A 19301-nucleotide genomic window follows, 5' to 3' on the forward strand; every position below is an offset into this window, starting at 1 on the left:
ACTCCCCGCCGAACTCGTTTGGTGTAGTCGTGGACATCGGTCTTCTCCCTCTATTTCGAGAGACGACCCGACACCACGTATAAACCCCCCACGTTCCACGACCCGGAGAATCGACCACATCCCCACCTGCATCATTCAGCCCTTTATCAGTAGGACGGCGTGAGAGCGGGTCTACGAGCATCGGACGTCCGGCAAGCCGGAGCGGCGAGTCGGGCGGATCGGGAAGATCTGACGAGTCGATCGGGAAAGGATCTGGCGAGTCGGGCGGGCGGCGCGGGCCGATCAAACCGGTCGGGCGGGCGGTGCGGTGTTCACGATCCGTCGGTACGAAACTCGAACCGTGTACCCCCGTCAACGCTCTCGGTCGCGGTGACGCTCCAGCCGTGTGCCTCGGCGATCCGCATCACGATCGACAGCCCGAAGCCGGTTCCGCCGCGGGTGGTCGTATAACCGAACTCGAACACCTTCGACCGCTCGGCCGAGGGGATCCCGGGTCCGTCGTCGGCGACGTAGAACCCGTCGCCGTCCGAGAGGTCTCCGACCGTGAGCGTGATGCCCTCACCGCCGTGTTCGACGGCGTTGCGGATGAGGTTCTCGAACAGCTGTCGGAGCCGGTTCGGGTCCGCGACGACCGTCCTCTCGGTCCGGATCCGGAGCTCGGCGGCCCCCGTCTCGACGGTGTCCCAACAGCGTTCGAGCAGGGCTCCGAGCGCGACCGACTCCGTCTCGGTGACCTCCTCGCCGTCGCGCGCGAGCGTCAGCAGATCGTCGATCAGCGCGCCCATCCGCCCGTGTGCCCGCGCTATCGCGTCGTGATGCTCTGCGGCCGCGGGGGACGTCTCGCGTGCGAGCTCGAGCCGTCCCTGTGCCACGGTGAGCGGGCTCCGGAGGTCGTGGCTCAACACGTCTGCGAACCGTTCCAGCCGGGCGTTCTGTGCCTCGAGCTCGTCGCGCTGGCGTCTGATCGCCGCCTTCCGGTCGTTCGCCTCGAGGACCGTCTCGACGGTGGTCGCCAGGATCCGTGCCAGCGAGACGTCCGTCTCGTCGAAGGCGTTCGGCTCCAGCTCCCCGACCGAGAGGGTCCCGTACTCGCCGAGCGGGAGGATCATCAGGCTTCGGAGGCCGGTGCCCGCGTCGATCGCGTCGACGCATTCGATGTCATCGAACACCATCACCTCGCCCGCGTCGTACGCCCGCCAGTTGAGGCTCCCGCCGTCGGGGCCGAACGCTTCGCGGTCGGGGAGCCGATCCGAGACCGCGTCGCTGTCGGCGACCGGGACGAGCCCCCCGACGTCGGCGTCGTACAGGCGCACCAGCGTGATCGAGAAGCCGAGGATGTCCTCCGCGGCCGCGACCGCACAGTCTGCGACCTCGGCTTGGGTGTCCGACGCGATCAGCTCCCGCGTCGCCTCGTGAAGTCGGCCGAGACGGCGTTCGCGCTCCTGGCGACGTTTCTCGCGTTCCACCCGGTTCAGCGCGGTCGTGAGGGTCCGGGCCAGGATCTCCGCCAGCGCGTCGTCGGTGTCGGTGAACGCGTTCGGCTCCCGCGCGGAAACGATGAACACGCCGTGATCGCCGAGCGGGTAGACGATCACGCTCCCGGCGGGCGTCGTCTCGCGGATCCGATCGTCGGCGGCGACGTCGGCCAGCCTCCCCGGCTCGCCGCGCTCGAAGACGTCCCAGACGAACCCCGCCCGCGACCCGGGCGGGGCCGATCGCTCGTACGCCGGCGGGGTGCCGAACGCCTCGTGCGCCTGATCGACCAGCAGCACAGGGGCGATCGTCTCCCCGTCATCGTCGAGGAGGTGGACCCCGCTCAGTGGGGCGCGCATGACGTCCTCGGCGGCGTCGACCGCGATCCGGACCGTCTCGGCCACGTTCGTCGTGAACGACAGATCGCGAAGGCGGTTTCGGAGCTCGCTGACCCGTCGTTCGCGCTCGATGCGGTCGGTGACGTCCCTGAACGTCGATACCACCGACTCGATGGAGCCGCCGTCGTCGGTGACGGTCCGGTGGTGCCACTCGCAAGCTATCGTCTCCCCGCCCGCGGTCACGTTGCGCTCGACGCCACACGTCGTTCCGAGACCGTCACGATCGCCGTCAGCGGCGATCGTGGCCCACGGCTCGCCCCGAAGCGCCGACTCCTCGTAGCCGAGGATCGCCTCGGCCTCCCGGTTCGCTCGGGCGACGCCGAGCGAGCCGTCCCACTCGACGGCCCCGATCGGGAGCCGATCGAAGAGCGTCTCCCGGACGTCCTCGATCGCCGTGCGCACGCGCGCGCCGAGGTCGAAGTATTCGTCTCCGAGACGGCCGTCCCCGAGGGATTCGTTTTCGAGGCACGCATCGTCCTCGCCGGTCCGCGGGACGTATTGGGCGGCGTGTCGCGTCGCCTCCCCGGCGAGCCGTTCGGACCCGGTGCGAGGGAACACGAAGAGCGGGACCTCGGGGTCCCGAGCTCGGACCAACTCGAGCAGCCTCAACGCGTCGATCTCTGGCGGGTCGTGATCGGACACGACGCAATCGATCGGCCGGGCGTCGACGATCGATATCGCCTCCTCCGTCGATCCGGCCGCGACGACGTCGACGCCAGGGTCTGAGTCGACGTCAGGATCGGAGCCGCCGTCGACGTCAGGATCGGAGCCACCGTCGGGGCCTCGGTCGACTCCCATCCTCCCCGAAGAGGAGCGACGCACCGTGTGACCTCCGATCCCGCTCGCTACCCGATCCGCGGTCGCCGGGTCGCCGTCGACGCACAGCACCCGGATCGGGCGATTCATGTAACTACCTACCACGTTCGCCCATCAAAACCGTTTGGGTCGACCGGGTAACACGGCCGGCGGCGGATCGAGGTGACACGACCTGGAGACCGTCGAAGAAAAGGGGTGACCGCGGCACCAGCTGTCGGCAACCGTACCGGCTCAGAGGTCGTACAGCTCGCCGTACTTCGCCTCGACGTAGTCGACGAACGCGTCGGCCGAGAAGTCGTCGCCGGTGGCCTGCCGCACGAGTTCGTTCGTCTCGTAGCGGGAGCCGTGCCGGTGGACGTGCTCGGCGAGCCAGTCGTGAAGGGGCTCGAAGTCGCCCTCGGCGATCGAGGACTCGAGGTCATCGATGTCGTCTTCGGCGGCGGCGTACAGCTGGGCGGCCATCACGGACCCGAGCGAGTAGGTCGGGAAGTACCCGAAGTTGCCGTGGCTCCAGTGGATGTCCTGGAGACAGCCCTCGGCGTCGGTCTCGGGGCGGATCCCCAGGTACTCCTCGTACTTGTCGTTCCACGCCTCGGGGACGTCCTCGACCGCGAGGTCGCCGCGGACGAGGTCCCGTTCGATCTCGAACCGGACGACGATGTGGAGGTGGTAGGTGAGTTCGTCGGCCTCGACGCGGATGAGGTTGTCCTCGTACACCTGGCTGGCCGCCTCGTAGGCGTCCTCGACGGTCGCGTCCGCCGTGTCGGGGAAGCGCTCCTGGAACGTCGGGAGGAACCGCTCCCAGAACGCGCGGCTCCGGCCGACGTGGTTCTCCCAGAGCCGCGACTGCGACTCGTGGACGGACAGGTCACGCGACTCCCCGAGCGGGGTGGCCCAGTGCTCCCGTGGGAGCCCGAGGTTGTACTGGGCGTGGCCGAACTCGTGGATCGTCGAGCCGATCGCGCCGAGCGGGTCGGACTCGTCGAAGCGCGTAGTCACCCGGCAGTCGAACTGGTTGCCGGAGGTGAACGGGTGCGAGGAGACGTCGAGGCGACCGCGGGAGAAGTCGTACCCGACCAGCTCGAGCGCGTCGCGCGCGAGGGCCTCCTGGTCGGCCTCCGGGAACGTTCCCTCGAAGGTGTCGACCGCGAGGTCGACGTCGGACTCGCGGATCGCGTCGATCATGGGGACGAGCGTCTCGCGGAGCTCCTCGAGTATCGCCTCGGCGCGTTCGATCGAGAGGCAGGGCTCGTAGTCCTCGAACAGCACCTCGTACGGGTCGCGGTCGGGGTCGATCCGCGCGGCGTACTCCCGTTTGAGCTCGACGTGCCGTTCGAGGTGCGGGGCGAACGACTCGAAGTCGTCGTCGGCCCTCGCCGCCTCCCACGCGGGGAGCGCCTCGGAGCTCGCCTCGGAGATCTCCTCGACGAGGTCGACGGGGACGGCGTCGGCGCGCTCGTAGTCGCGGCGGATCTCCCGAACGACGGCCGCCCGCTCGTCAGCGAGATCGGCGTCGGCGAGCTCGTCGAGCAGGTCACCGGTTTCGTCGGCGGTGAGCAGGTCGTGGCGGATCGACGAGAGCGTCGAGAGCTGTTTCGACCGGGCGGGGGTCCCGCCCTCCGGCATCATCACCTGTTGGTCCCACCCGAGCACGCCCGCGGCGCTGCCGACCGTGTTCCAGCGGCGCGCGCGGTCGAGGAGGGCCGCGTACGCTTCGGGAGCGTCCGACGCGTCGTCTTCCGTGGCTTCCGTTGCCATACGAGGACATCCATCGCCCGACTTAAGAACGGTCCGGACCCGGGCGCGGAACGAACGGGTCCCGTGCGAGGATCTCGTCCGGAGGATCCCGCCCGAGGGTCTCGTCCGGAGGATCCCGCCCGAGGGTCTCGTCCGGAGGATCCCGTACGGAGCGCGAGCTATTTCCGGTCGGACGCGGTACGGGGCCGTAACCGATGGCCGACGCCAGCGACTTCATCGACCTGCGATCCGACACCGTGACCACGCCCTCGGCGGCCATGCGCGACGCCGCCCGCGACGCCGAGGTCGGGGACGACGTGTACCGCGACGACCCGACCGTCAACGAGCTGGAGCGCCGCGCCGCCGAGGCGGTCGGCAAGGAGGCGGCCCTCTACGTCCCCTCGGGGACGATGGGGAACCAGATCGCCGTCACGGTCCACACCGAGCCCGGCGACGAGCTCCTGCTCGAACGCGAGTCCCACATCTACCGCTGGGAGCTGGCCGGCGCGGCCCGGCTCGCCGGGGTCCAGACCCGGACGGTCGACGCGGGCGACCGCTGTGTCCCCACGCCCGAGGCCGTCCGCGAGGGGCTCGTGACCGAGGACCTGCACCGACCCGGAACCGGGCTGCTCGCGCTGGAGAACACCCACAACTACCGTGGCGGCACGGCGATCCCGACCGACCGGCTCGACGCGGCCGCGGCCGCCGCCCGCGACGCCGGCGTCCTGGTCCACCTCGACGGCGCGCGCGTGTTCAACGCGAGCGTCGCGCTCGACGTCCCCGCGCCCGAACTCGTCGCCTCGGTCGACAGCGTGATGTTCTGTCTCTCGAAGGGACTCGGCGCGCCCGTGGGGTCGATGCTTGCCGGCGACGAGGCGTTCATCGAGGCGGCCCGTCGCGTGCGCAAGCTGTTCGGCGGCGGGATGCGGCAGGCCGGGATGATCGCCGCGCCGGGGCTGCTCGCGCTGGAGAACGTCGACCGGCTCGCCGACGACCACGCCAACGCCGAGCGGCTCGCCGACGGCCTCGACGCTCTCTCCGGCTTCGAGGCCCCCGAGCCGGACACGAACATCGTCGTCGTCCACACCGAGGGGGCGTCGATCCCGGCGGCCGACCTCGTGGACGCCTGCGCGGATGCCGGCGTCGGCGCGGTCGAGTTCGACACGTACACGACCCGCTTTACCACCCACCTCGACGTCGACGCCGACGACGTCGACGCCGCGCTCGACCGGATCGCCGGAGCCGTCGAGGAGCTGTAGCCGGGTACCCGAACGCCCGACGATCGTCGATCGTCGCGGCCCTCCTTATAAATCGTCTTCGCAGCATCGCTTATAAGCTACTTTCACAGCAGCACATATAAACGCCTCTCGCGAGAGTACCTTATAAGCACTCTCGCGGCGCTGTTCATGAATCATCACTTCGGCACTGTATATGAATTACTGCCCCGGAATCACTTATAAATTCGTCACCTCGGCGCCGACGACGTGGGGTCTGCCGGGGTCACCCCTCCAGTTTGAACTCGAACCGCGCGCCGCCGGCCGCGCCCGTCATCGCCCGCACGTCCCAGCCGTGGGCCTCCGCGACGTGTTTACAGATGGCGAGTCCCAGCCCGGTGCCGTCGGGGTCGGTGGTATAGCCGCTCTCGAAGAGTCGCTCGGCGTCGTCGTCGGGGAATCCTCGACCGTCATCCTCGACGTAAAACCCCCCTGCCCCGCCCGAACGGAGCTCCATGGCTCCGACCCGGACGGTGAGCCGGTCGTCGGTGCTGTCGGTCGAAGGGTCGCCCGCGGAGCCGCCCGGCGATGGAGCGTCGCCAGTGCCCCCGTGCTCCACGCTGTTCCGGAAGAGGTTCTCGAGCAGCTCGCGGACGCGGTTCGGGTCGATCTCGCACGTCCGATCCCCCTCGACGACGAGCTCCGCGTCCCCGGTGTCGACGCCGTTCCACGCCTCCTCGGCGAGCAGCGCCAGCGACCGCTGCTCGGTGTTGCCGACGACCCGTCCCTCGCGAGCTAACGAGAGCAGGTCGCTCACGAGCTCGTCCATCCGATCGAGCGCGTCGTCCACCCGATCGAGGTGGTCGACGGCGGTGTCGGCGTCGTGGACCGTGTCGGTGTCAGTGGGGGTGTCGGCAGCGGGGTCGGCGTCGGTGGGGGTATCGGCAGCCTCACGGACGAGCTGGAGGTATCCCTTCGCGACGGAGAGCGGGTTCCGGAGGTCGTGGGAGACGATCGCGGTGAACTCGTCGAGCTGTTCGTTCTGCCGCCGGAGCCGCGCCAGCCGCTCCCGTCGATCGGTCACGTCGGTGTAGATCGCGTAGCCGGACGCGTTCTCCGCGTCGAGGTGGATGGGGATGACGTGCAGGATGAAGTGCCGGTCGCCGTCGACGGTCCGCCGGGTCACCTCGCGACGGACGTTCTCCCCGTCACGGAGCTTCGCGTTCAGTTCGATGGCCCCGGCCGACGCGACCGCGTCGGCCGGGACGATGTAGTCGTCGACCGACTCGCCGATCACGGCGTCCGCGTCGTAGCCGAACGTCCCCTCGAACGCGGAGTTCACGCGCCGGACGATCGAGTCGCCGTCGACGAGGTCGCACGCGACGGCGGGGTCCGGAACGTTCTCGAACAGCGCCAGCAGCCGGTCGCGTTCGTCCCGGAGCGCCGCGTTGACCCGAAGCCGGCTGCGCGTTTCCTCGAGGTGTGACGCCAGCAGCTCCGCCAGCTCCAGGTCGCCCTCGTCGAACGCGTCGGTCCCCGTCGACACCGTCTGGAGGACCGCGTCGTCGCCGACGGCGACGGTGAGGGCCGATCCGTAGACGTCGTGGTCGGGGACCGTCTCGATGACCGGGTCGCCGGTGTCGAGCACCGTCCCCGCCACGCCCGACCCGACGCGAACGCGCTCGCGATCCCCCGGGAGCTCGTCGGTCGAGACGGCGACCGGCTCGATCCAGTCGCCCTCGAGCACTCCGACGATACAGTGGTCCACCGAGAACACCTCCTCGGCGATGGCGACGGCGGTCCGGAACGCCTCGGCCGACGACTCCGCCGTCGCGAGCCGGGTCGTCCCCGCGTGGAGCCGCTCGATGCGCGACGGGCCGTCGGCGTCGGCGTCGTGAAGCGTCCGCCGGGCCCGACGCGCGAAGAGCCACTGAAGCCGCGTGCCGACCTCCTCGGGATCGACCGCGGCCGCGTCGACGATCGGATCGACCGCGACGGGATCGGTCGGGTCGTCGACGAGCGCCACCAACGGCGCGTCGGCATGTGACCCCTTTACACGGTCGAGACCCGAGCGTCCGACGATCACGAACGCGTCGGCCGCGGCGAGCACCTCGTCGTCGACGGCCGACGGCGACGTGTGACTGACGGAACCGACCGGGAGCGGGTCCGTAAACGGAACGGGACGGCTCGACAGCACGACCACCGCCCGCTCGTCGACGAACGAATCTACCACGAATTGGTCGACGATTGGTGACAGCCATCATAACGTTACCGGCTGACTAATCAATCTCGATAACTGATCGGATGGTCGATACGATCCGGAGCTCCGGCGGCGGGTCCCGTCGATAGGGGACGACGACGGTCGCGGGGGACCGATGTCGGACGTGACGAGCGATGTCGGTCGCGGGGGGACCGATGTCGGACGTGACGAGCGATGTCGGTCGCGGGGGGACCGATGTCGGACGTGACGAGCGATGTCGGTCGCGGAGGACCCGTGTCGTCAGTTGCGGGCCGCATCCGGCGTAATAGACCGGCTTCGGCCCGCTCCCCGTGCCGAGCCGCCCCCGGAACCCTTTTAGACGAACACGGGCCAGGACATGGTAATGAGCGATCTCGAAGCGGAGTACCGCCTCGATTACTTCGAGGAGGAGGGGTTCGTCCGACGCGAGTGTTCCTCCTGCGGGGCGGCGTTCTGGACGCGCGACGTCGACCGCGAACTGTGCGGCGAGCCGCCGTGTGCGGACTACAGCTTCATCGACGACCCGGGGTTCCCGGAGCCGTACACGCTCGCGGAGATGCGGGAGGCGTTCCTCTCCTTCTTCGAGGACCACGGCCACGAGCGGATCGACCCGTACCCGGTGGCCGCGAACCGGTGGCGCGACGACGTCCTCCTGACGCAGGCGTCGATCTACGACTTCCAGCCGCTCGTCACCTCCGGGGAGACGCCGCCGCCGGCGAACCCGCTGACCATCTCCCAGCCCTGCATCCGGATGCAGGACATCGACAACGTCGGGAAGACCGGCCGGCACACGATGGCGTTCGAGATGATGGCACACCACGCGTTCAACACGCGCGAGGACGCCGAGGCGGAGTACGCCTACGAGGGCGAGGTGTACTGGAAGGACCAGACGGTCGCGTACTGCGACGAGCTGTTCGAGAGCCTCGGCGCGGACCTCGAGGAGATCACCTACATCGAGGACCCGTGGGTGGGCGGCGGCAACGCCGGCCCCGCCATCGAGGTCATCTACAAGGGCGCGGAGCTCGCCACGCTCGTCTTCATGTGCATGGAGCGGGACCCCGACGGCGAGTACGAGATGAAGGACGGGCACACGTACTCGTTCATGGACACGTACATCGTCGACACCGGCTACGGGCTGGAGCGGTGGACCTGGATGAGCCAGGGGACCGCGACGGTGTACGAGGCGATCTACCCCGACGCGATCGACTTCCTCAAGGAGAACGCGGGGATCGAACACACCGACGAGGAGCGGTCGTTGATCCACCGCGCCGCGAAGCTCTCCGGCCGGCTCGACATCGACGACGTCGACGACGTCGAGGACGCCCGCGACGACATCGCCGACAAGCTCGGCGTGGACGTCGACCGGCTCCGGGCGCTCGTCGAGCCGCTGGAGGACATCTACGCCATCGCCGACCACTCGCGGACGCTCGCGTACATGTTCGGCGACGGCATCGTCCCCTCGAACGTGGGGACCGGCTACCTCGCACGGATGGTGCTCCGGCGCACGAAGCGGCTCGTCGACACCGTCGGCGTCGACGCCCCGCTCGACGAGCTCGTCGACATGCAGGCCGAGCGGCTCGGCTACGAGAACCGCGACACGATCCGCGAGATCGTCCGCACCGAGGAGCGGAAGTACCGGAAGACGCTCGAACGCGGCTCCCGGAAGGTGGAGGCGCTCGCGGACGAGTACGCCGGGACGGACGAGCCGATCCCCACCGCGGAGCTGCTGGAGCTGTACGACTCCCACGGCATCCAGCCGGACATGGTCGTCGAGATCGCCGCCGAGCGCGGCGCGGACGTCGACGTCCCGGACGACTTCTACGCGCTCGTCGCCGACAGACACGAGGAGATCGGGGCGTCGGCCGAGGAGGAGGAACGCGACGAGCGACTGCGCGACCTCCCCGAGACGGAGAAGCTGTACTACGACGACCAGGGGCGCACGGAGTTCGAGGCGATCGTGCTCGACGTGTTCGACCGCGAGGAGGGGTACGACGTCGTGTTGGACCAGACGATGTTCTACCCGGAGGGCGGCGGCCAGCCCGCCGACCGCGGACAGATCACCGCGGGCGAAACCACCGTCGACGTGCTCGACGTCCAGGAGGTCGACGGCGTCGTCCTCCACCACGCCGACGACGACCCCGGGAAGGGCGAGTTCGTGCGGGGACAGGTCGACGGCGAGCGCCGCGACCGGCTCCGAGCACACCACACGGCGACGCACCTGATCGGCCACGCCGCCCGCGAGGTGCTCGGCGATCACGTCCGGCAGGCCGGCGCGCAGAAGGGGCTCGACTCCTCGCGGCTCGACCTCCGCCACTTCGAGCGGATCACCCGCGAACAGGTCCGGGAGATCGAACGCGTCGCGAACGAGCTCGTCCGCGACGACGTCCCGGTCAGACAGGAGTGGCCCCACCGCCACGAGGCGGAGGCCGAACACGGGTTCGACCTGTATCAAGGGGGCGTCCCGCCGGGAATGAACGTCCGGCTGATCCACGTCGGCGACGCCGACGTCCAGGCGTGTGCGGGCACTCACGTCGAGCGGACCGGCGAGATCGGCGCGATCAAGGTGTTGAAGACGGAACCGGTCCAGGACGGCGTCGAGCGCGTCGTCTTCGCCGCCGCGGGCGCGGCGATCGAGGCGACGCAACGGACGGAGGACGCCCTCTACGACGCGGCCGCCACGCTCGACGTCGACCCGCTCGACGTTCCCGAGACCGCCGAGCGGTTCTTCGAGGAGTGGAAGGGGCGCGGCAAGGAGATCGAGTCGCTGAAGGAGGCGCTCGCCGAGGCGCGCGCCTCCGGCGGGGCCGACGCCGAGGAGGTCGACCTCGACGGGACGACGGCGGTGATCCAGCGGCTCGACGGCGACGCCGACGAGCTGCGGGCGACCGCCAACGCGCACGTCGAGGACGGCAAGGTCGCGGTGATCGGGAGCGGCGCGGGCGGCTCGGCCAGCTTCGTCGTCGGCGTCCCGGACGGCGTCGAGATCAACGCGGGGGCGGTCGTCGGCGACCTGGCCGGTCGCGTCGGCGGCGGCGGCGGCGGCCCGCCGGACTTCGCACAGGGCGGCGGCCCGGACGTCGACGCGCTCGACGACGCGTTGGCGGCCGCCCCCGACGTGCTCCGGACCCTGCAGGAGGCCTGACGCCGGGGACGCTTGCGGCGATCGGGACGGGACGACCCGAACGCGTATCACGTCGCCGGCCGAACCCGTCGACGTGGCATACGCGACCAACGGCGACGTTGCTATCCGATACGAGGTCGAGGGCGGCAGCGGCGGGGCCGCCGGGGAAGCGATCGTCCTCTGTGGCGACGTCGGGCTGGGCGCGTGGCAGTTCGGCTGGCAACACGGCGCGCTGGCCGGCCCACGACCGGTCATCACTCCCGAGCTCCGAGGGATCGGGCGGTCCGACGCGCCGCCGGGACCGTACACCGTCGAGGAACTCGCGGACGACCTGGACGCCGTCCTCCGGGCGGAAGGCGTCCGGTCGGCCCACGTCGTCGGGTACGGCCTGGGCGGGATGGTCGCGCTCGCGTACGGGGAGCGGTCCGGACGCCCGGACAGCCTCGCGGTCGTCGGGACCCCGGCGAGCGGCGACGACTACGCCGCCGAACGGGTGTGGGCGGACCCGAACGACGCGGACGCGGTCCGGGCGTCGACCGCCGGGCTCCTCTCCCCGGAGTTCGTACGCGAGCGCCCCGACGTCGTCGACCGGATCGTCGACTGGCGGGTCGCGGAGGACGCGACGCCGGCGACGTTCGCGGCCCAGCGGGACGCCGTCTACGGGTTCGATCGCGCCGACCGCCTCTACGAGCTGACCACGCCGACGCTGGTCGTTCACGGCCGGGCGGACGCCGTCTGTCCCGTTACCGCGGGCGAGTCGCTCGCGGCGGGGCTCCCGCGCGGGGAGTTCCACGCCGTCGAGGGGGCCAGCCACCTCGTCGGCGTCGAGGCGTCGGCCGCGATCAACGACGCGCTCGCGGGGTGGCTGGCCGAACACGGCGACGACCCGTTCGCGTGAGCCGCCACCGACGTACGCCGCCGCATCGAGACGCTCCCAGACAGCGGACAGGATCCGCGGGGGCACAACGGTTTTGAACACGCCGCGCGTTGGACGCGGTAATGACACGGCTTCGGTTCGCACTCTTGAACGCCGCCCACGAGGGCGCGGGCACTCGACGGAACTTCCGCCGGGAGCTCGACGCCGACTTGGCGGAGTTCGACGCCACGGACGGACAGCTCCCCGACCACACCGATTTCGACGGAGTCGTGATCACCGGCTCGCGGTCGTCGGTCTACTGGGACGAAGCGTGGATCCCCCCGCTCGTCGACTACGTCGCCGAGGCGGCCGAGGCGGACGTCCCGGTGCTCGGCGTCTGTTACGGTCACCAGGTGCTCGCCGAGGCGCTCGGCGGCCACGTCGCCGGGATGGACGACTTCGAGATCGGGTACAACACGGTTCGACATCGAGGCGACGAGCTGTTCGCCGACGTCGACGAGGAGTTCACGGTGTTTACCACCCACGGCGACGCGGTCGTCGACCTCCCGCCGGGCGCGGAGCTCATCGCCGAGAACGAGTACGGCGTGCACGCGTTCCGGAAGGGCCACTGCTGGGGCGTCCAGTTCCATCCCGAGTACGACATCGACACCGCAAAGCGGGTCGCCGACGGGAAACGCGAGCGGCTCGACGACGCTCGCGTCGACGACGTGCTCGCCGGGATCACCCCCGAGAAGTACGACGCCGCCTGCGAGGCGAAATCGATCTTCGACAACTTCGTCGCGTACGCCAGTGACGTGCGCGCGGACCGACCGGCCGAACCCACCGCCGTGGACGAGCCCGCCGGCTCCGCCGCCGCGGACCGACCAGCCGACCCCACCGCCGCGGACGACGAGGCCGGCTCCGCCGCCGCTGACGACTGATTCGACCGAACGCCGTGCGGCCGGCGGTGGCCAGCGTCGGCGGCGGCAGCGAGCGGAAACGGGTGGCGTCGGCCGACGGTGGTCGTCGATAAGTGCGACGTGCACGACGTGTGCGCCGACGCCGCCGGCCCCGACGAGTGACCACATCTGTACACCAGTGTACCTCTTCGACAGGTACTAACCCGGGGGACACGCATCGGAGTCCATGGCTCACGACTCCGGGACCGGACGGGCGGTCGACCGACGGTCGGTCCTTCGTGCGGGCGGCGCGGCCGCGCTCGGCACCGCGCTGGCCGGCTGTATCGGTGACGACGGCGACGACGACACGCTGACCATCGGCGCGCTACAGCCGCTTTCCGGCGGATTCGCGGCGTGGGGACAGGCACACGAGGCCGGCCTCGAGTTCGCCGTCGAGGAGCTGAACGACGACGGTGGCGTGCTCGGTCGAACGGTCGAGGTCGAGACGACGGACACGGGCAGCGACGCCGGCGAGGCCGACACGGTCTTCCGACGCTTCGTCGAGCGCGACGGAGCGCTCGCGATCACGGGGCCGGTGTCCAGCGACGTCGGGTTGCGGACCCGACAGACCGCGGAGGAGCTCGAAGTCCCGCTCGTCCTCCACATGGCGGGCTCACACACCATCCTGCCGAAGGACGGCCGATACACGTTCCGAATGGGCTCCCAACCCGCGGTCACCGACGTGCTCCCCCAGATCGAGCTGATCGAAGCGCGTGGCTACGACACGGTCGGCGCGGTCATCGGCGACTACGAGTGGGGGAACACGCTGGAGGCGAGCCTCGAGGCGCTCGTTCCGGACGACGTGGAGCTGACGACCACGACCGCGCCGGTCGGGGAGGACGACTTCACGCCGTTCCTCCGCGACCTGCCGGACGACCTCGACCTGTTGGTCGCGACGGGTCATCCGCCCGGCTCCATCGCCATCCACAACCAGGCGATAGAGATCGGCCTCGACCCCGACCTGACGACCGGCGCGGGGCTCCCGCCGGGCGTCCTCAACAGCGGGCTCGGCGAGAACGCGGCGGCGGGCTTCCTCCATCTCCACGTCAGCGACCCGTACGGCGAGGCGTTCACGGACGTCGCCGAACGGTTCGCCGACGCCCGCGACGAGCGGTTCGACACCCACGAGGCGTACGGCTACGTCACCGGGAAGCTGATCGCGGCCGCCGCCGAGGCGGCCGGCGAGGCCGACCCCGTCGCCGTCGCCGACGAGATCCGTGAGATCGAGTTCGACACGGTGTTCGCGAACCCGCTCACGTACACGGAGTGGGGGGAGATCGACGGGCTGAGCCACATGCTCAGCGGCTTCGAGGCGGGCGCGCCCGACTACTACCCGGACGGCGACTGGCGGCTGACCGAGACGTTCCGGTCGTCGCCGCTCGACGGCTTCGACCCCGACGAGTACGACTTCGTCGACGACTGAGCGCTCTCGGACGCCGTTACCCGAGGTACGCGGACCTGACGCGATCGCTCGCGAGCAGCTCCTCGCCGGTTCCGCTCGCCGCGATCCGGCCGTTCTCCAGCACGTAGCCCCGGTCCGCCATCGACAGCGCCTCGTCGACGTGTTGTTCGACGAGCACGACGGTCAGCTCCTCGCTCAGGTCCGCGATCGTGTCGAACGTGCGGCGCGCGAGCTGCGGGGCGAGCCCGACGGAGAGCTCGTCGAGCGCCAGCACGGTCGGGTCGGCCATCAGCGCCCGCCCGATCGCGAGCATCTGCTGTTCCCCGCCCGAGAGCGTCCCCGCGGCCTGTGTGGCCCGCTCCTCGAGCACTGGGAACACGTCGTACACGTCGCGAAGCGTCGCCGTCGGATCGTCGGTACGCGTGTACGCACCCATCCGGAGGTTCTCCCGAACGGTCATCCCGTCGAACAGGTGCCGCTCCTCCGGCACCTGCACGAAGCCGCGGCGGACGATCTCGTCCGGTCGAAGGGCGGCAGCGTCCTCGCCGAACAGCTCGATCCGGCCGTCCGCGACGGGGACGAGCCCGGAGATCGCCCTGAGGAGCGTCGACTTTCCCGCCCCGTTCGGCCCGACGAGGGCGACGACGCCGTCGTCTGCGCGCACCTCGAGCGAGACGTCCCACAGCACCTGTAGGTCGCCGTAGGCGACGTCGACGTCAGTGACCCGTATCACCGCCCGCCTCCGCCTTCCGCCCGGATCTCGCCAGCGGGCGTCCCTTCCGGCGTCGTGGCCGCAGGGTCGGCGTTCTCGGGGAGCGGCGCGTCGGTCCCATCGTCGGCGTCCGACGCGGCGACGGTCTCCTCGCCCAGATAGGCCTCGGCGACGCGGTCGTTCTCCCGAATCTCCGCCGGCGTCCCCTCGGCGATCAGCGAGCCGTTCTCGAGAACGAGCACGCGGTCGGCACCGCGGAACAGCGCGTCGGTGACGTGTTCGATCCAGAGGACGGCGACGCCGCGATCCGCACGGATCCGGCGTATCGTGTCCGTGAGGTCGTCGATCTCGACGGGGGTGAGCCCGCTGCCGATCTCATCGAGCAGCAACACGTCGGGGTCCGTGGCGAGCGCGCGCGCCAGTTCGACCCGCTTCCGGGCCGCGATGGGGAGGTCGCTGGCGTGCCGGTCCGCGTCGCCCGCGAGCCCGACGAGGTCGAGCGCGTCTCGGGTCGCCGCCACGGCCGTCTCGCGATCGCGCCGACCGCCCCCGAACAGCGCGCCCGCGAGGACGTTCTCGTGAACCGTCGACTCGTCGAACGTCCGGACCGACTGGAACGTGCGGGCGACCCCGGCCCGGCACGCCGCGTTGGGACGGGCGCCGGTGAGGTCCACACCGCGGAGGCGAACCGTCCCCGAGTCGGGCGCTTCGACGCCGGTGACCGCGTTGAAAAGCGTCGTCTTCCCGGCCCCGTTCGGGCCGATGACGCCGACGATCTCCCCGGCGTCGACGGAGAACCCGACGTCGTCGACGGCGGTCAGGCCGCCGTACGTCCGCGTGATCCCGTCGACTTCGAGCATACGCGTACTGGCGCGTCCGATGACAAATCCCTTTCGTTGCTGTACACCTTCGCCCGCCAACGATCGAACGTGGGCATCGATGCGGTCGTATCGAAGGAGCCATACCCTTCGACCGGAAGGTCTCAACGAGAACCGATGGTGGTAGCAACCGGCCTGGAGGTCGCGATCGACGGGGTCGCCCGGGGGCTCTCGTTCGCGCTCCTCGGTGCCGCGATCACGCTCGTGTTCGGCCTCGGAAACGTGTTGAACCTCGCGCTCGGCAGCTTCGCGGTGATCGCGGTAGTGGTCGCGGTCGCGGTCGCCGGCGCGGTCGGCAGCGTCGTCGGCGGCGCGGCGGCCGGCATCGCGGCCGTCGCCCTCCTCGGGCTGGCCGTCGACCGAACGCTGCTGTCGAGCGTGTACCGCTCGGAGGGCGAAGAGCGGATCGTCCTCGGGATCTTCGTCACGCTCGGGCTCGCGATCGCGATCGACGGCGTCCTGTTCGTGTACGTCCCGCTCACGTACTCGATCGCACACGGCGTGCCCGCGCTGGAGCTGGCCGGGGTCGCCGTCCGCGGGTCGACGCTGCTCACCGTCGCCGTCGCGGCGCCCGTCCTCGCCGGGCTGTTCGGGTTCCTCGACCGGACCCGCCTCGGAACGGCGACGCGAACCGTCGTCCACGACGAGACGGGCGCGCTGTTGTGCGGGGTGAACCCCCGCCGCATCCGGACGCTCGTCTTCGTCCTGAGCGTCGTGCTCGCGGGGGTCGCGGGGCTGTTGCGGGCCGCCAGCTCCGACGTCACCGTCGCCGCCGGCTTCGAGCTCACCGTCTTCGCGATCATCGTCGCCATCGTCGGCGGCGTCCGCGACCTGCGGGGCACTGTCGTCGCCGGGCTCGGGCTCGGCGTCGTGATCACGTTCGCCAACTTCCTCGTCGGCGCGTACCTCGCGAACGTCCTGCTGTTCGGGGTCGCCGTGGCGGTGCTCGTCGCGCGCCCGGAGGAGATCTCGTGATCCCCGCCGCCGACGCGAGGCGGATCGCCGCGGTCACCGCGGCGCTCGCGCCGGTCCCGCTGTTGGTGACCGCCGGCGGCGCGACCTACCAGCTGCGGATCTTCGTCCTGTTCCTCGTGTTCGCGACGTTCACCGTCGCGCTCAACGTCGCGTTCGCCCACACCGACCAGCTGTTCCTCTTCCTCGGGGCGCTCGCCGGGGTCGGCGCGTACACGACCGCGCTGACGGCCGAGGCGGTCGGGATCACGGCGTGGGCGACGCTCCCGCTCGGGGCGGTCGCGGCCGGCGCGCTCGGGGCCGTCGTCAGCTACGTGGCGGCCAGGCGCGGGATGACGGTGATCGTCCTCGCGATACTCACCCTCTCCGTCCAGCTCGCGGCCATGGAGGCGTTCGTCGGGATGCGCGACGTCACCGGCGGGAGCACGGGGTTCCCGTTCTCGGGGCTCTCGGTCGACTTCGTTGCCGACGCCGTCGGCGTCGACCAGCGCGTCGCCTTCGCGTACGTCCTGCTCGGCCTGCTGGTCGCGTCGCTCGTCGGGTACAGCCGGCTGCGAGCCTCGCGCTGGGGCACCGCGTTCGAGGTGGTGCGACAGGACCCCGTCGCGGCGGAGGCGGCCGGTATCGACGTGGTCCGAACGAAGGTGCTGGCCGGGTTCCTCGCGGCGGCGCTCGTCGGGACGACCGGCGCGCTGTACGTCCAGGCGGACGGGTACGTGTTGCCGTCGGCGTTCGCGTTCCAAGCGATCGACGTGCTCGTGCTCGTCATGCTGGTGTTGGGTGGGTCACGGACCCTGCTGGGTCCCGTCGTCGGTGCGGGAGCGATCGTGCTGCTCGACGAGCTGTTGGGCGAGGTCGGACAGTGGCGAACGGCCGCGCTCGGCGTCCTGCTCATCGTGCTCTTCCTCTCGTTCCGACGGGGGATCGTGCCGAAGGCACGCGAAGCGTACGACTCGTACGTCGGGGATCGGGACGGAAACGACGGGACGAGCGACGCGTCGTAACGATCGCCGGGACGACTCGACGCGTGTCTCCGGTCGGAGACATCCCGAATCGTTTTTGTGACGACGACCCTCACACACGATCATGCTCGACTACGTGGGGCTCGAAGGAGACCTCGACGAAGAGGAGCGACTCATTCGCGACACCGCCCGCCGGTTCGTCGACGAGAAGGTCCGACCCGACATCGGCGACCACTTCGAGGCCGGCACGTTCCCGACGGAGCTCATTTCCGAGATGGGCGAGCTCGGGTTCTACGCGCCCAACCTCGAGGGATACGGCCTTCCCAACGTCTCCGAGACCGCGTACGGCCTGTTGATGCAGGAGTTGGAGGCGTGCGACTCCGGGCTCCGCTCGATGGCCAGCGTGCAGGGCGCGCTGGTGATGTACCCCATCCACGCGTACGGGAGCGACGAACAGAAGGAGCGCTGGCTTCCCGAGATGGGGATGGGCGAGAAGCTGGGCTGTTTCGGCCTCACCGAGCCGGAGCACGGCTCGAACCCGACCGCGATGGAGACGCGCGCGGAGCAGGACGGCGACGAGTACGTCCTCAACGGCTCGAAGACGTGGATCACGAACTCCCCAATCGCTGACGTCGCGCTCGTCTGGGCCCGGGAGACGTCCGCCGAGGGGAGCCCGGTCCGCGGCTTCCTCGTCGAGACCGACCGCGACGGCGTGACGACCAACGAGATCAAAGAGAAGCTGTCGCTTCGCGCGTCGATCACCGGCGAGATCAGTCTCCAGGACGTCCGGATCCCCGAGGAGAACGTCCTCCCCGGCGTGAGCGGCATGAAGGGGCCGCTGTCGTGTCTCACGCAGGCCCGCTACGGGATCGCGTGGGGGGCGATCGGCGCGGCACGCGACTGCTTCGAGGAGGCGCGGGCGTACGCGGGCGACCGCGACCAGTTCGGCGGCCCGATCGCGCGGTTCCAGCTCCAACAGGAGAAGCTCGCCGAGATGGCGACGCAGATCACGACGAGCCAGCTGCTCGCCTACCGGCTCGCGGAGCTGAAAGAGCGCGGCGACCTCCGTCCCCAGCACGTCTCGATGGCGAAACGCAACAACGTCCGGATGGCTCGCGACCAGTCGCGGATCGCCCGCGAGATGCTCGGCGGCAACGGGATCACGACGGACTACTCGCCGATGCGACACATGTCGAACCTCGAGACCGTCTACACCTACGAGGGCACTCACGACATCCACACCCTGATCCTCGGCGAGGACCTGACGGGAATCGCGGCCTACCAGTAAGCAATCGCACCGGGGCGGCACACGCCGACTCGGCTTTCGGATCGCCGGCGGTTTTGTTCTCGAAGCGCCGACAGCGACCCTCCGAGTAACGTCGACAGCGACCCTCCGAGTAGTGCCGACAACGCCCTCGAGTAGGGTCGACGCTGAAAAGGGAGGAGAAGGGAGAGAAACGAGGAGAAGGGAGAGAAACGAGGAGAAGGGAGAGAAACGAGGAGAAGGGAGAGAAAGGAGGGAAAGGAAGGGGCGAGGCGAACCCGCGGTGGCCGACGATGGC

At 70.1% G+C, this 19301-nt stretch carries 13 protein-coding genes; 8 read left to right on the forward strand and 5 right to left on the reverse strand.

Features of this window, described 5'->3' with window-relative positions; all coding sequences use genetic code 11:
- Positions 1-311 precede the first annotated feature (311 nt).
- Positions 312-2777 (reverse strand): GAF domain-containing protein, encoded by a 2466-nt coding sequence (locus GRS48_RS12010; protein WP_159486852.1) that lies wholly within the window; start codon positions 2775-2777, stop codon positions 312-314.
- A gap of 141 nt (positions 2778-2918) precedes the next feature.
- Complete coding sequence (locus GRS48_RS12015) at positions 2919-4445, reverse strand: carboxypeptidase M32 (RefSeq protein ID WP_159486854.1); 1527 nt, start codon at positions 4443-4445, stop codon at positions 2919-2921.
- Between the two features lie 194 nt (positions 4446-4639).
- Here GRS48_RS12015 and GRS48_RS12020 point away from each other — a divergent pair, with 194 nt between their 5' ends.
- Complete coding sequence (locus GRS48_RS12020; RefSeq protein ID WP_159486856.1) at positions 4640-5683, forward strand: low specificity L-threonine aldolase; 1044 nt, start codon at positions 4640-4642, stop codon at positions 5681-5683.
- Positions 5684-5924: 241 nt separating this feature from the next.
- Here GRS48_RS12020 and GRS48_RS12025 read toward each other — a convergent pair whose 3' ends face one another.
- On the reverse strand, positions 5925-7832 hold the full coding sequence (locus GRS48_RS12025) for an ATP-binding protein (RefSeq protein ID WP_394351208.1): 1908 nt from the start codon (positions 7830-7832) through the stop codon (positions 5925-5927).
- Between the two features lie 409 nt (positions 7833-8241).
- Between GRS48_RS12025 and alaS the strand changes: the two genes are divergently transcribed.
- From alaS to GRS48_RS12045, 4 genes are all read left to right on the forward strand, one after another.
- Positions 8242-11019 (forward strand): alanine--tRNA ligase, encoded by a 2778-nt coding sequence (gene alaS / locus GRS48_RS12030; RefSeq protein WP_159486858.1) that lies wholly within the window; start codon positions 8242-8244, stop codon positions 11017-11019.
- A gap of 73 nt (positions 11020-11092) precedes the next feature.
- On the forward strand, positions 11093-11896 hold the full coding sequence (locus GRS48_RS12035; protein WP_321168431.1) for an alpha/beta hydrolase: 804 nt from the start codon (positions 11093-11095) through the stop codon (positions 11894-11896).
- A gap of 101 nt (positions 11897-11997) precedes the next feature.
- Positions 11998-12795, forward strand: a complete 798-nt coding sequence (locus GRS48_RS12040; protein WP_159486860.1) for a type 1 glutamine amidotransferase — start codon at positions 11998-12000, stop codon at positions 12793-12795.
- A 205-nt stretch (positions 12796-13000) separates the two neighbouring features.
- Entirely contained in the window at positions 13001-14236 is a 1236-nt protein-coding gene (locus GRS48_RS12045) for an ABC transporter substrate-binding protein (protein ID WP_159486862.1), read from the forward strand.
- A 16-nt stretch (positions 14237-14252) separates the two neighbouring features.
- Here the strand turns inward: GRS48_RS12045 and GRS48_RS12050 are convergent, their stop codons facing one another.
- Both GRS48_RS12050 and GRS48_RS12055 read right to left on the reverse strand, forming a co-directional pair.
- Complete coding sequence (locus GRS48_RS12050) at positions 14253-14948, reverse strand: ABC transporter ATP-binding protein (protein ID WP_321168432.1); 696 nt, start codon at positions 14946-14948, stop codon at positions 14253-14255.
- Positions 14945-15787: an ABC transporter ATP-binding protein gene (locus GRS48_RS12055; RefSeq protein WP_159486864.1), complete on the reverse strand. Its 843-nt coding sequence runs from the start codon at positions 15785-15787 to the stop codon at positions 14945-14947. Before GRS48_RS12055 ends, GRS48_RS12050 begins: the two co-directional genes overlap by 4 nt.
- Before the next feature lie 135 nt (positions 15788-15922).
- Here GRS48_RS12055 and GRS48_RS12060 point away from each other — a divergent pair, with 135 nt between their 5' ends.
- From GRS48_RS12060 to GRS48_RS12070, 3 genes are all read left to right on the forward strand, one after another.
- On the forward strand, positions 15923-16780 hold the full coding sequence (locus GRS48_RS12060; protein ID WP_159486866.1) for a branched-chain amino acid ABC transporter permease: 858 nt from the start codon (positions 15923-15925) through the stop codon (positions 16778-16780).
- On the forward strand, positions 16777-17781 hold the full coding sequence (locus GRS48_RS12065) for a branched-chain amino acid ABC transporter permease (protein ID WP_159486868.1): 1005 nt from the start codon (positions 16777-16779) through the stop codon (positions 17779-17781). Before GRS48_RS12060 ends, GRS48_RS12065 begins: the two co-directional genes overlap by 4 nt.
- Before the next feature lie 82 nt (positions 17782-17863).
- Complete coding sequence (locus GRS48_RS12070; RefSeq protein ID WP_159486870.1) at positions 17864-19027, forward strand: acyl-CoA dehydrogenase family protein; 1164 nt, start codon at positions 17864-17866, stop codon at positions 19025-19027.
- Positions 19028-19301: the final 274 nt, after the last annotated feature.

Origin of the sequence: Halorubrum sp. JWXQ-INN 858 (genome assembly GCF_009806985.1) — an archaeon.
Taxonomy (GTDB): domain Archaea; phylum Halobacteriota; class Halobacteria; order Halobacteriales; family Haloferacaceae; genus Halorubrum.